Origin of the sequence: Streptomyces sp. NPDC050856, from assembly GCF_040653855.1 — a bacterium.
Taxonomy (GTDB): domain Bacteria; phylum Actinomycetota; class Actinomycetes; order Streptomycetales; family Streptomycetaceae; genus Streptomyces.
Genome location: NZ_JBFAGV010000019.1, coordinates 73125 through 85995, shown reverse-complemented (window position 1 = coordinate 85995; position 12871 = coordinate 73125). Strand labels below are relative to the sequence as shown.

The 12871-nt window shown below is 74.1% G+C and carries 12 protein-coding genes and 1 pseudogene; 7 read left to right on the top strand and 6 right to left on the bottom strand.

The annotated features are described in order from the left end of the window. Positions 1-131: 131 nt before the first annotated feature. Positions 132-761 (top strand): TetR/AcrR family transcriptional regulator, encoded by a 630-nt coding sequence (locus AB0H53_RS18685; RefSeq protein WP_362114001.1) that lies wholly within the window; start codon positions 132-134, stop codon positions 759-761. Positions 762-934: 173 nt separating this feature from the next. Beyond that, positions 935-1669, top strand: coding sequence for a bifunctional DNA primase/polymerase (locus AB0H53_RS18680; RefSeq protein ID WP_362113998.1), 735 nt, complete (start codon positions 935-937; stop codon positions 1667-1669). Between the two features lie 31 nt (positions 1670-1700). On the opposite strand, the gene AB0H53_RS18675 is transcribed toward AB0H53_RS18680, so the two are convergent. Continuing rightward, positions 1701-2699, bottom strand: a complete 999-nt coding sequence (locus AB0H53_RS18675) for a hypothetical protein (RefSeq protein ID WP_362113995.1) — start codon at positions 2697-2699, stop codon at positions 1701-1703. Between the two features lie 315 nt (positions 2700-3014). On the opposite strand from AB0H53_RS18675, the gene AB0H53_RS18670 reads away from it, so the two are divergent. Then, a complete protein-coding gene (locus tag AB0H53_RS18670; RefSeq protein WP_362113992.1) occupies positions 3015-3689 on the top strand; it encodes a PhzF family phenazine biosynthesis protein in 675 nt (224 codons plus the stop codon). Here AB0H53_RS18670 and AB0H53_RS18665 read toward each other — a convergent pair. Beyond that, positions 3656-4321, bottom strand: a complete 666-nt coding sequence (locus AB0H53_RS18665; RefSeq protein ID WP_362113989.1) for a biliverdin-producing heme oxygenase — start codon at positions 4319-4321, stop codon at positions 3656-3658. The genes AB0H53_RS18670 and AB0H53_RS18665 overlap by 34 nt on opposite strands. A 155-nt stretch (positions 4322-4476) precedes the next feature. Next, a complete protein-coding gene (gene map / locus AB0H53_RS18660; RefSeq protein WP_362113986.1) occupies positions 4477-5334 on the bottom strand; it encodes a type I methionyl aminopeptidase in 858 nt (285 codons plus the stop codon). Between the two features lie 58 nt (positions 5335-5392). On the opposite strand from map, the gene AB0H53_RS18655 reads away from it, so the two are divergent. The 3 genes and pseudogenes from AB0H53_RS18655 to AB0H53_RS18645 all read left to right on the top strand — a co-directional run bounded on the left by AB0H53_RS18655 (position 5393) and on the right by AB0H53_RS18645 (position 6641). Next, positions 5393-5602 (top strand): hypothetical protein, encoded by a 210-nt coding sequence (locus AB0H53_RS18655; protein ID WP_362113983.1) that lies wholly within the window; start codon positions 5393-5395, stop codon positions 5600-5602. A 110-nt stretch (positions 5603-5712) separates the two neighbouring features. Beyond that, complete coding sequence (gene npdG, locus AB0H53_RS18650) at positions 5713-6402, top strand: NADPH-dependent F420 reductase (protein WP_362113980.1); 690 nt, start codon at positions 5713-5715, stop codon at positions 6400-6402. Between the two features lie 12 nt (positions 6403-6414). Continuing rightward, a pseudogene (locus AB0H53_RS18645) lies at positions 6415-6641 on the top strand (hypothetical protein). On the opposite strand, the gene AB0H53_RS18640 reads toward AB0H53_RS18645, so the two are convergent. Continuing rightward, on the bottom strand, positions 6631-7437 hold the full coding sequence (locus AB0H53_RS18640; RefSeq protein WP_362113977.1) for a site-2 protease family protein: 807 nt from the start codon (positions 7435-7437) through the stop codon (positions 6631-6633). The pseudogene AB0H53_RS18645 and the gene AB0H53_RS18640 sit on opposite strands and share 11 nt — an antisense overlap. Before the next feature lie 101 nt (positions 7438-7538). Here AB0H53_RS18640 and AB0H53_RS18635 point away from each other — a divergent pair, with 101 nt between their 5' ends. Then, positions 7539-10958 (top strand): BTAD domain-containing putative transcriptional regulator, encoded by a 3420-nt coding sequence (locus AB0H53_RS18635; RefSeq protein ID WP_362113974.1) that lies wholly within the window; start codon positions 7539-7541, stop codon positions 10956-10958. A 4-nt stretch (positions 10959-10962) separates the two neighbouring features. Here the strand turns inward: AB0H53_RS18635 and AB0H53_RS18630 are convergent, their stop codons facing one another. Together AB0H53_RS18630 and AB0H53_RS18625 are read right to left on the bottom strand one after the other, a co-directional pair. Then, the gene (locus tag AB0H53_RS18630; RefSeq protein ID WP_362113971.1) at positions 10963-11769 is read right to left on the bottom strand and encodes an ABC transporter permease; all 807 of its coding nucleotides are present in this window, start codon (positions 11767-11769) and stop codon (positions 10963-10965) included. After that, entirely contained in the window at positions 11766-12758 is a 993-nt protein-coding gene (locus tag AB0H53_RS18625; protein WP_362113968.1) for an ATP-binding cassette domain-containing protein, read from the bottom strand. Before AB0H53_RS18625 ends, AB0H53_RS18630 begins: the two co-directional genes overlap by 4 nt. Positions 12759-12871 lie beyond the last annotated feature (113 nt).

Below are 12871 nucleotides of genomic sequence, written 5' to 3'. Positions count from 1 at the left end.
CCACGGCTCATGAGGGGTCTCCTTCCTGCTGTGTCCCCGGCCGTCCGGTGGGCGCGTTCCCCAGTCTGCGAGACGCACCGCCTTGTCAGGAGACGAAACGTCTCGCCTCGCATCGCTGGTAGATTGGACGCATGACCCACACCCCCAAGGCGCCCGACGCCGGCCGCCGCAGCGAGCGCTCCCGCCGGGCCATCCACGACGCCGCCCTCGCCCTCGTCGGCGAGGTCGGCTACGCCAGGACCACCATCGAGGGCATCGCCGCCCGCGCCGGGGTCGGCAAGCAGACCATCTATCGCTGGTGGCCGTCCAAGGCGGCGGTCCTCATGGAGGCGTTCCTCGACCTCGGGGCGCAGGCGAGCGAGGCCCTCAACGGCGACGCCGGCAGCGGGATCCCCGACACCGGGGACCTGGAGGCGGACCTGAAGTTCGTCCTGCGCGCCACCGTCGACGAGCTGAACGACCCCCGGTACGAGGCGCCCTCCCGCGCGCTGGCGGCCGAGGGTGTGATCGACCCCGAGCTGGGCGCCCAGTTCGTCGAGAAGCTCCTGGAGCCGCAGCTCCGGCTGTACGTGGAGCGGCTGCGCGCCGCCCAGGAGGCCGGCGCGGCCCGCCGGGACATCGATCCGCGCGTGGCCCTGGAACTGTTCGTCGGGCCCCTCGCCCACCGCTGGCTGCTGCGCACCCTGCCGCTGACCCACGTGTACGCCGACCAGGTCGTGGAATGCGCCCTCTACGGCATCGCTCCCCGGCCCGCCCGCTGAACAAAGCCGACAAAACAACGCCCAAACCCTGACAGACTCCGACAAGGAGCCCGGCTGCGTGACCGTAAGGATTCAGCCACCCGACCCCCGGTCCGGGATGCGGGTCCCCCGGGGCGCAGGATGGTGGGACCATGGCAGGGACCGCAGGGCTCGGCAGAGGTGTGAGGGGATAGATGGGCGACGGTATCGGCCGCTACCGCGGCACGGGGAGCAAACTGGCGCACTGGCTGGGCCGGCGCCCGAAGCAGGCGGACACCGACGCGCCGGGACGGGAAGAGCTGCTTCTGGCCATCGCCGCCTCGGGACTGCCCCTGGCCCCCGCCGCGCACCCCGTCGGCTACCGGTGTTCCTGTGAGCGCATCGGCTGTCCCACCCCCGCCCGCCACCCCCTCTCCTTCGCCTGGCAGACCCAGTCGACCACCGACCCGGCCCAGGTCGAACGCTGGGCGCAGGGCCAGCCGCAGGCCAACTTCATCACCGCGACCGGCATGGTCCACGACGTCCTCGACGTACCGCTGGAGGCCGGTCGCGCCGCGCTCCGGCGGCTGCTCGACAACGGCGTCGAGGTCGGCCCGGTCGCCGAGTCCGGGGACGGCCGGATGCTCTTCTTCACCGCCACCCGCGGCACCCCCGAGGACGAGGACGAGTGGTGGCCGTGCGAGCTGGACTGCCACCCCGAGACCATGGACGAGCACCCGGGCCTGCGCTGGCACTGCCGCGGCAGCTACGTCCTCGTACCGCCCGCCCGGCTGCCCGGTGAGCTCGGCGTGGACTGGGTGCGCGGCCCCGAGCACCCGCTGCCCGACCCGCTGACGCTGCTGGAGTCGCTCACCGACGCGTGCGCGCGCCACGCCGACCAGCTCGGCGAGCACGAGCGGAACCAGGTGGCCTGGCCGCTCAGCCGCTGACCGGCCGGGCGGACGGCGCGGCGGACGGCGCTCAGGAGCCCGTCGCCGAGACCACGCCCTGGAGCCGGCCGAGCACCGTGACCTGGTCCGCCGCCGCGCCGGACGGCTTGACCCGCACCACCTGGCTGGAGACCCACTCCTTGGTGAGGGTGCTCCTCACCTCGCCGGTCATCAGCGCCCGCACATCGGGGTTGACCGTCGGCCGGTAGCCCTTGGCGGCCGTCTGCCGGTCGTAGAAGCGGGTCGCGAAGAAGACCAGCGCCCCGCCGTCCTCGGTGGCCAGCCCCAGCGGCGCGAAGTCGCCGGTGTCCAGGGCCTGGTCGAGGAACTGCGTGGACAGTCCCGGCCGGCGGGCGACCTTCTGGCGCTCCACGCGCCACAGCGAGGTGTGCGGGCCCGCCGTGAAGTGCGCCGGCCTGCCCGTCTGGAGGTAGGAGGCGTACTCCTCACTCAGGTTCTTCGGCGCGACCGCGACGGCGGCGGAGTCCGGCGCGACCGGCTCCGCCCAGCCCTCGGCGCCGGTTTCGAACGCGGGGATGTCGGCCGGGGCCACGATGTTCAGGTAGGCCACCTCCCACAGCTGGTCCACGCCGCCCCGGACGAAGACCATCAGCCAGCGGGTGTCGCCCGCGCCCCGGTCGGTGTCCCGGTTGGAGTCGGCGTTCGCGACGAACCAGCGCGGCCAGCCCGCCTTCTCGGGGATGGTGAAGGCGGCGTCGGTCAGCTCGAGCGGCCGGTGGGCCGGGTTGCCGGCCGGGTTGGTGACGCTGCGCGCCTTGAGTCCGGCCTGGTTGATCGCGCCGAGCGCGCCGGTGACCCGGCCCGCGTCCAGGGCCGGGTCGTACGCCTTGTCCGCCTTGTTGTACGCGTCGGTGAAGTCCTTGAGCGCCCGCGCGGCCTCAGCCTTCGTCGCCGACGGGACGACCTCCAGCTCGCCGTGCACCGTCACGCAGCCGCTCGCCGTCAGCCCCAGCACCGTCAGCACCGTCATCGCCGCGAGCCCCGCCGCCGGCCGACCCAACCTTCTCATCGGTTGCCTTCTGCTCCTCGACCCCCACTGACCGTCCGAACCCTACCGGGGCCGGGAACAGCGCGAGCGCCGGGACCGGACACACCGCCCACCGCGACCTGGAGGGCGGTCGGGCCGGGCCGGGAGTTCTCGGCGCGACCCGTGACGGCGGTCATCAGGGCGGCCACGGCCGCGGCGGCGGTGACGAGGGAGAGGCGGACGGGTCGCACCGCGGGCTCACCGGCGCCTCCCGGCAACCCCACCGCCAGGTGGCGGAACAAACCGCTTTGGGGGCATTGGTGCGGGTGGTGTGGCGGCGCGTGCTTGAATTCCGGGGTGAACACCGCACCCGACGTCCTCGCCGTCTTCTGTGCCGCCGACGGGCGCCACGGCAACTTGCTCGGTGTCGTGCGCGACGGGCGCCGCCACCCCGACGAGGGGTCCCGTCAGGCCCTGGCCAAGCAGTTCGGCTTCGGCGAGACCGTGTTCGTGGACGACCCCGAGCGCGGTGCCGTCGACATCTACACGCCCGGTACGCGCCTGCCGTTCGCCGGGCACCCGCTGGTCGGGGCGGCCTGGCTGCTGGACCTTGAGGTGCTGCGGCCGGCCGTGGGGGAGGTGTGGGCGCGCCAGGACGGGGAGTTCACCTGGATCGCCGCGCGGGCCGAGTGGGCGCCGCCGCGCACCCTCCGGCAGTACGGTTCGCCGGCCGAGGTCGACGCGCTCGACGTGCCGCCGCCCGGGGACCGGCTGTACGCGTGGGCCTGGGAGGACGCGGCGGCCGGCCGGGTGCGGGCCCGGGCGTTCCCGGGCCGCGGCGACGGGGTGGAGGAGGACGAGGCCACCGGCGCGGCCGCGCTGCTGCTCAGCGACCGGCTGGGCCGGGCGCTGAACATCATCCAGGGCCGGGGCTCGCAGATCCTCACCGCGCCGGGACCGGGCGGCGTGATCGAACTCGGCGGCCGGGTGGCGCAGCGCTACGCGCTCAGCGGGAACTCGTCGCCGAGCTGACGGAAGACCGCGCCGTTGAGGTCGAAGGCGCGCCTGCACTCGTCGACGATGCGCTGCTTCTCCAGGTCGTCGGCGTTCACCCGGTCCAGCAGCTCGCGGTAGTCCCGCTTGAACGCCGCCGGGTTGGGGATCCGCTCGAAGACGTAGAAGCGGACGCCGTCGCCCTTGCGCGCGAAGCCCCACGTCTGCTCGGCCTTGTGGCGGATGACCTGCCCGCCCGACAGGTCGCCCAGGTACCGGGTGTAGTGGTGGGCGACGTACCCGGCGGGCCAGGCGCGGGCGCACTCCTCGATCCGGGCGGCGTACGCGGCGGTGGCGGGCAGCGGCACCAGGCCCGCCCGCCAGCGGGCGCCGCGCAGGTGGGCCAGGTCCCGCTCCAACTCGGTGGTGCGGAACAGCTCGGGCCGGACGAAGGGACCCGCGACCGGGTCGTCCGCCAGGCCCGCCGCCGTCTCCTCCAGCGCCCGGTAGACGAACCAGAGCTGTTCGGTGTACCGGGCATAGGCGTCCACGCCGAGCCTGCCGCCGAGCAGGCCGCTCATGAACGCGGAGCTCTCCGCCTCGGTGTGCTGCTCGTGCGAGGCGGTGCGGATGAGCGTCGAGAAGGGGGTGGCGCTGGCACGTGCGTCCAAGGCGGGCCTCCGGGGACCGAGGGGGACGGAAAGCGGTGCCGCGAGGTGCCGGCGACGGCGGCCGGTGCGGCCGCCCCCACCGATCCTCCTGCTCGGGGATACCCCGGTCAACGCTTTCCGACGTCCTGTCGGTAAAACGGTACCCGGCTCACGGGTCAGGGCAACGTCAGGATCTCGGCCCCGGTCCCGGTCACCACGAGGGTGTGCTCGAACTGCGCGGTCCGCTTGCGGTCCTTCGTCACGACCGTCCAGCCGTCGTCCCACATGTCGTACTCGTGCGTGCCCAGCGTCAGCATCGGCTCGATGGTGAACGTCATCCCGGGCTGGATGACCGTGGTCGCGTGGGGGGAGTCGTAGTGCGGGACGATCAGGCCGGAGTGGAAGGACGAGTTGATCCCGTGCCCGGTGAAGTCGCGCACGACCCCGTACCCGAAACGCTTGGCGTACGACTCGATGACGCGGCCGATGACATTGATCTGGCGGCCGGGCCGGACCGCCTTGATGGCCCGGTTCAGCGACTCGCGGGTCCGCTCCACCAGCAGCCGCGACTCCTCGTCGACGTCGCCGCAGAGGTAGGTGGCGTTGTTGTCGCCGTGCACCCCGTCGATGTACGCCGTGACGTCGAGGTTCACGATGTCGCCGTCGCGCAGGACGGTGGAGTCGGGGATGCCGTGGCAGATGACCTCGTTGACCGAGGCGCACAGCGACTTGGGGAAGCCCCGGTAGCCCAGGGTGGACGGGTAGGCGCCGTGGTCGCACATGTACTCGTGGGCGACCCGGTCCAGCTCGTCGGTGGTCACCCCGGGCGCGATGTGCTTGGCGGCCTCCTCCATCGCCCGCGCGGCGATGCGGCCCGCGACGCGCATCCGCTCGATGGTGTCGGGATCCTGCACCTCCGGCCCCGTGTACGGGGCCGGAGCCGGCTTCCCGACGTACTCGGGGCGGCGGATGGATCCGGGAACGGAACGGGCGGGAGAGAGCTTCCCCGGTACGAGCAGCGACTGGCCAGACATGTCAGCGAGTCTAACCAGGGCACACGGGGCACGATGCTGGCAGAGGAAGGAGCCCACGATGGCCCTGTTCAAGAAGCGCACGGCCGGAAAGCCGGGCGAGTGGTACTACTGCCTGAAGCACGGGAAGGTCGAGGAGGGTCCCGACTGCCCTGCGAAGAACCGTTTCGGCCCGTACCCGTCCCGCGAGGAGGCCTCGCACGCGATGGAGACCGCCCGGGAGCGGAACCAGGAATGGGAGACGGACCCCAAGTGGCACGACAAGCGCTGACCGCGCGTACCGGCCGCGACCCGGCCCCGGCGGCCGGGCCGGGGGCCGGGCCGGGGCCGGCCGGCGCCCCGGAGGGGAACCGGACGGCCGGAAACCATAGTGTCGGGATCATGACTACTGCGAACACCCCCAGGGACCCCTGGGACCTCCCCGACGTGTCCGGTCTCGTCGTCGGCGTCCTGGGCGGCACCGGCGACCAGGGCCGCGGCCTGGCGTACCGCCTCGCCCGCGCCGGACAGAAGGTGATCATCGGCTCGCGCGCCGCCGAGCGCGCCGAGGCCGCCGCCGAGGAACTCGGCCTCGGCGTCGAGGGCGCCGGCAACGCCGAGTGCGCCCGCCGCAGCGACATCGTGATCGTCGCCGTGCCGTGGGACGGCCACGCCGGCACACTGGCCTCGCTGCGCGAGGAGCTGCGCGGCAAGCTCGTCGTCGACTGCGTCAACCCGCTCGGCTTCGACAAGAAGGGCGCCTACGCCCTCAAGCCCGAGGAGGGCAGCGCCGCCGAGCAGGCCGCCGCCCTGCTGCCGGAGTCCCGGGTGACCGCGGCCTTCCACCACCTGTCCGCCGTGCTCCTCCAGGACCGGACGGTCGAGGAGATCGACACCGATGTGATGGTGCTGGGCGAGGCCCGGGCCGACACCGACACGGTGCAGGCCCTGGCCGCCAGGATCCCCGGGATGCGGGGTGTCTTCGCGGGGCGGCTGCGCAACGCCCACCAGGTCGAGTCGCTGGTCGCCAACCTGATCTCGGTCAACCGCCGCTACAAGGCCCACGCGGGCCTGCGCGTGACCGACGTGTAGCGGCCCGCGGGCATGGGGGACACTGGACGGGCACCATCGCCGTACCCCGACAGGAGCCGACCCCCATGCCCCGCCTCGCTCTGTACGCCCTCGCCGTCTGCCTCCTCGCGGCCGCCGCGGCCGTGGTCTCCTTCGTCCAGGGAAGCTGGCTGGGCGTCGTCTGGGTGCTGCTGGCCGGCCTGTCGTCCAACATGGCGTGGTACTACTGGCGCCGCCGGGCCGGGAACGTCACCGGCTGACCAGCTCCTCGCACAGCGGCGACCCCTCCTGCCAGAAGCTGTAGAGGTCGCGCCCGCAGTACGTCTCGAACTCGTGGACACCCAGGCCCCGCAGCACCACGTCGACGACGCCGAAGAACGCCTGGTTCACCTCCGGGATGAACAGGAACACGAACACCGCGAGCAGTCCGAACGGCGCGAACGGCTCCACCTGGCGGCGGATCCGGTACGACAGCCAGGGCTCGACCACGCCGTAGCCGTCCAGTCCCGGCACCGGCAGGGAGTTCAGGATCGCCGCCGTCACCTGGAGCAGCGCCAGGAAGGCCAGCGCGAGGCGGAACGGCACCGGTACCCCGTCCAGCGCGCCCAGCCAGAACGGCGCGGTGCACACCAGCGCGAACAGCAGGTTCGTCAGCGGGCCCGCCGCCGAGACCAGGCTGTGCTTCCAGCGGCCCCGGATCCGGTCGCGCTCGATGAAGACGGCACCGCCCGGCAGACCGATACCCCCCATGATCACGAAGAGCACCGGCAGGACGACGCTCAGCAGGGCGTGCGTGTACTTCAGCGGGTTGAGGGTCAGATAACCCTTCGCGCCGATGGAGATGTCCCCGCCGTGCAGCGCGGTGCGGGCGTGCGCGTACTCGTGCAGGCACAGCGAGACGATCCACGCCGATGTCACGAACAGGAAGGCGGCCAGGCCCGGGTCGGCCGAGAAACCCGTCCACACCGCCCATCCGGTGACCGTCATGACGGCGGAGATCCCCAGGAAGACGGGACTGATCCTCCGGTCGCCGGTGCGGGAGGTGGCGGTGGCCATGGTCGGCGCTCCTGGGGGTCGGGCTGGCGCTGGCGAGGGGTCCTTCGCCGACCGACCGTACCGGACGCGGCGCGCGCGGCGGGGGGAAGGAGAATGGGGCGGTGCGCATCTCCGTACTCGGCCCCACGCAGGTCCACCGCGCGGACGGCTCCGCCGTCCCGGTCGGCGGCGCGCGGCTGCGCGCGCTGCTGACGGTACTGGCGCTGCGCGCGGGGCGGACCGTGCCGGTCGGGCTGCTGATCGACGAGGTGTGGGACGGCGAGCCGCCCGCCGACGCGCCCGGCGCGCTCCAGGCCCTGGTGGGCCGGCTGCGGCGGGTGCTCGGGCCGGGCGCGGTGGCCTCGGCGGCCGGCGGCTACCGGCTCGGCGCCCGCCCGGACGACGTGGACCTGCACCGCTTCGAGCGGCTCGCGGCCAAGGGCGTACGGGCCCTGGAGGCGGGCGACCCGGCCGGGGCGGTGACCGCCCTGGACGACGCGCTCGCCCTGTGGCGGGGCCGGGCCCTCACCGACCTGCCCGACGGGGCGGCCGAGGCGGCCCGCTGGGAGGCCCGCCGGCACGAGGCCCGCCGGGCCCGGCTCACCGCCCAGCTCGCCCTGGGCCGCACCCACGAGGCGCTGCCCGAACTGGCCGCGCTGTGCGGTGAGTTCCCGCTCGACGAGCCGCTCCAGGCACTGCGCATCCGGGCGCTGCGGGCGGCGGGCCGCGCGGCGGAGGCCCTGGCGGCGTACGAGACGGTACGCCGCCACCTCGCCTCCGACCTGGGCACGGAACCCGGGCCCCGGCTGCGCGCCCTGCACGCCGAGCTCCTCGCCCCCGCCCCGGCGGACCCGGCCGTCCCACCCGGCGGACACCCCGACGCCGCCTCCGGCCGCCGGGACGCCCCGCCCGGGGCGCCGGCGCCGGCCGGTGCCCGGGCGACCGGCCCCGGGGACGTCCTCCACGGCGGCCCCGGCGGCCCCGGCGACGGCGCCCACCGCCACGGCGGGACGCCGCGCCCGGGCAACCTGCGGGCGCGGCTGACCAGTTTCGTGGGGCGCGAGGAGGACATCGAGGTCGTCCTCGGGGATCTCGCGCGGGCCCGGCTCGTCACCCTGCTCGGTCCCGGCGGGGCCGGGAAGACGCGGCTGTCGCAGGAGGCCGCCGAGCGCGGCGGGCACGCGTGGCCCGACGGGGTGTGGCTGGCCGAGCTGGCCCCGGTCGACGACCCCGGCGCCGTACCGGACGCCGTCCTCACCGCGCTCGGGGCGCGCGAGACCGTGCTGCGCGGCGCCGGGGCGGAGGAACTGCGGGTCGCCGAGCGGCACGGGGACGACCCCCTGGCACGCCTCCAGGAGCACTGCGCGCGGCGGCGCATGCTGATCCTGCTCGACAACTGCGAGCACGTCGTGGGTGCCGCCGCCGCGCTCGCCGAGCGGCTCCTGGAGTCGTGCCCGGGGCTCACCGTCCTCGCCACCAGCCGCGAACCCCTCGGCGTACCGAGCGAGACCGTGCGCCCCGTCGACCCGCTGCCCGATCCGGTGGCGCTGCGGCTGCTCGCCGACCGCGGGGCGGCGGCCCGGCCGGGGTTCACCCCCGACGACGACCCCGAGGCGTGCGCCGAGATCTGCCGGCGCCTCGACGGCCTGCCGCTGGCCGTCGAGCTCGCCGCCGCCCGGCTCCGGGTGCTCACCCCGCGCCAGATCGCCGACCGGCTCGACGACCGCTTCCGGCTGCTGACCAGTGGCAGCCGTACCGTCCTGCCGCGCCAGCAGACGCTGCGCGCGGTCGTCGACTGGTCCTGGGACCTGCTCGACAAGCCCGAGCGGGCCGTGCTGCGGCGGCTGTCGGTGTTCTCCGGCGGGTGCGACCTGGACGCCGCGGAGGCCGTCTGCGGCGGACCCGACGCGCCCGACGCCCTGGGCCTGTTGGGCTCCCTCGTCGACAAGTCGCTCGTCGTCGCCGCCCCCGCCCCCGACGGCGACATGCGCTACCGGCTCCTGGAGACCGTCGCCGAGTACGCCGCCGAACGCCTCGACGAGGCCGGCGACCGCGCCGCCGCCGAACGCCGCCACCTCGTGCACTACCGCGAGCTGGTCCGCACCACCGACCCCGAACTGCGCGGCCCGCGCCAGCGCGCCGCCCTGGCCCGTCTCCAGCAGGAGTACGAGAACCTCCGCACCGCCCTGCGCCGCGCCGTCGCCGCCCGCGACGAGCACGAGGCGCTCTGCCTGGTGCTGTCCCTCGTCTGGTACTGGCACATGCGCGGCCTGCGCGCCGACGCCCTGCACTGGTCCGAGACCGCCGCCGCGCTCGGCCCCGACCCCTACGCCCCGCCCGTCGCCCCCGCGCCGCCGCTGACCGCGCGGTGCACCGACGCGCCACCGCCGATGAGTGACGAGCAGCTCCACGAGGCGCGCCGCGGGGTACGTCTGGTCCAGTTGCTCAACATGGACCACCAGGCGTCGAAGTGGACCAGCCCGGAGGGCCTGCAGCGGCTGCGCCACATCCGCGCCGCCTACCGCTCCGGCCTGCCGCAGACGTGCCGGATGCCGGGCATGCTCTGGTGGTACGCGGTGATGCTCACCGGTGACCCGGGACAGCTCCGCGGCCTCCTCGACGACACCGTCGACGCCTGCCGGGAGCACGGCTACGAATGGGAGCTGGCCTGCATCCTCCAGATGCGCGCCAACGTGCTGGCCAACCGGAGCGACTGGGCGGGCGACGCGGTCCGGGACGCGGACGAGAGCCTGAAGATCTTCGACCGGCTCGGCGACTCGTGGGGCGCGGCGGAAGCGCTGTCGGCACGCGGTGAGGCCCGGGAGCGGCGGGGCGGGTTCGCGGGCGCCGCCGAGGACTTCGAGGCCGCCGTCGGCCACGCCGGACGGCTCGGCGCGCAGGCCCAGATGTCGCTGCTGCGCGTCCGCTACGCCGGCGCGCTCAACGAGCTGGGCCGGGGCGCCGAGGCGGAGACGATCCTGCGCGAGGTGCTGGCGCGTGGCCCCGGCGTGGGGCACGAGGCGGTGGCGGCGGCCCGGCTGTACCTGGCGCTGGGGCTGGGCCGCACCGGCCGCACCGGCGAGGCCCGGGAGCAACTGGAGGTGGTGCGCCGGGAGTTCTTCTCCGCCCACGCCCTGTCGCTCTTCGAGGGCTTCACGCTCGGCGTGCTGGCCTGGCTGGACAACCTGGACGGCCGGTACGCCGACGGCCTCGACCGGGCGGCCCGCGCCCTGGCCCACTCCCGGGAGCCGCTGTCGCTGATGGTCGCGCCGCACATGCCGGCCGTCCACCTCGTCACCGCCGCGTGGGCGCTCGCCGGCGCCGGCGGTCCCGGGGTGCGCACGGCGGCCGTGCTGCTCGGCGCGCACGAGGCGGCCCTGCCGGCCGGTTACGTGGCCACCCCGCTGGAGCGGGAGAACCTGGCGAAGGCCACGGAGGTGGTCCGCGGCGCCGTCGGGGACGCCTTCGACGCCGCGTACGCCGAGGGCGGCGGCCTCACCACGGAGGAGGCCGCCGCCCTGATCCCGCACCCGGGCACCTGAAGGCTCAGGTCCTCCTGCGGAACCTGGACACCGCGAGCGGGGCCGTGACGAGCGTGATGCCCGCCGCCCAGGCCAGTGTCACCCACACCGAGTGGGCGACCGGGCCCCCGTTGATCAGGTTGCGCGCGGCGTCCGCGAGGTTGGACAGCGGGTTGTAGTCGGTGAACGTCCTCAGCCAGTCCGGCATCGAGGCCGGCGGGGCGAAGATCGACGAGCCGAACTGCAACGGCATGAGCACCAGCATGGCCACTCCCTGCACGGCCTGCGCCGTCTTCATGGTGAGACCGAGCAGAATGAAGATCCACATCAGCGAGGCGCCGAAGACCACCGACAGCGCGACCGCCGCCAGCAGGTCGAGCACCGAGGTCCGGATCTCCATGCCGAGCAGGAAGGCCATGCCGAGCAGGATCGTCGTGGCGACCAGCATCCGGCCCACCTCGACGACGATCTTGGCGACCAGGACGGAGGACCGGGCGATGGGCATCGTCCGGAACCGGTCCATCACGCCCTTCTTGAAGTCGTCGTTGATCCCGGTGCCGACGGCCATGGCGATGTTCAGGCCCATCATCGCCATCAGGCCGGGGGCGACGTAGTTGACGTAGTCCTGCTGGTTTCCCTTGCCGGAGATCGCGCCGCCGAAGACGTACACGAACAGCAGGATGAAGACGACGGGCATCAGCACGGCGTCGAACATCGACTCCGGGTCCTGCTTGATCTGCAGGGCGTTGCGGCGGACCAGGGCGCCGATGTGCCGGGCGTTGGCGCGCGGCCCGATCCGGCCCTCGGCGACGGGGGCGGTCGTGGTGCTCATGCCGCGACCTCCTCGCGGGCCGGGCCGGACACGGCGGTCTTCTCGCCGGTGATGGCCAGGAACACCTCGTCCAGACCGGGCAGATGGGTGTCGATGTGCGCGATGCCGAAGCCGTGCGCGCCCAGCAGGCCCACCACGGCGGTCAGTTGCTCGTCGCTGAGGATCGGCACGTACAGCAGGCCCTCGTCCGGGACCACCGTCGCGCCCGCGATGCCGGCCAGGCCGCTGTCGCCCAGCGTCCGGGCCATCGTGGGGAGCTGCGCCGGGTCCACGGGCCGGACGCGCAGGGTCCGGCCGCCCACCCTGGCCTTGAGCTCGTCGACCCCTCCGCTGGCGATGACGCGCCCCCGGTCGATGACGGTGAGCTCGTGCGCGAGGCGCTCGGCCTCCTCCATGTACTGGGTGGTGAGCAGGACGGTCACGCCGTCGGCGACCATCCGCTGGACCTCGTCCCAGACCTCGTTGCGGGTACGGGGATCGAGACCGGTCGTCGGCTCGTCCAGGTACAGCACGGCCGGGCGGCCGATCATGGAGGCGGCCAGGTCGAGACGGCGCCGCATACCGCCGGAGTAGGTCAGCACCGGGCGCTTCGCGGCCTCGGTCAGCGAGAACCGCTCCAGCATCCCGTCGGCGCGCCGGCGGGCGTCCGCGCGGGACAGGTCGAGCAGCCGCCCGATCATGTAGAGGTTCTCCCAGCCGGACAGCTTCTCGTCGACCGACGCGTACTGACCGGTGAGACCGATGGTGCGCCGCAGTTGCCGCGGCTGGCGCACGACGTCGTAACCGGCGACGGTGGCGGTCCCGGCGTCCGGGACGATCAGGGTGGACAGGCAGCGGACCAGGGTGGTCTTGCCGGCGCCGTTGGGGCCGAGCACGCCGAGGACGGTGCCCTGGCGTACGTCGAGATCCACCCCGTCCAGCGCCCTGGTCTCGCCGTAGTGCTTCACGAGGCCTCGTACCTCGACGGCGTTGGTGTCGGAACGTGTCATGCGTCCATGGCACCAGCCACCACCGACACCTCACCGACAGATCGCCGACAGCACCGACGGATCGCCGGCAGCCCCCGTCCCGGCCGGCGGACCGCCCGCCGGCCGGGACGGCG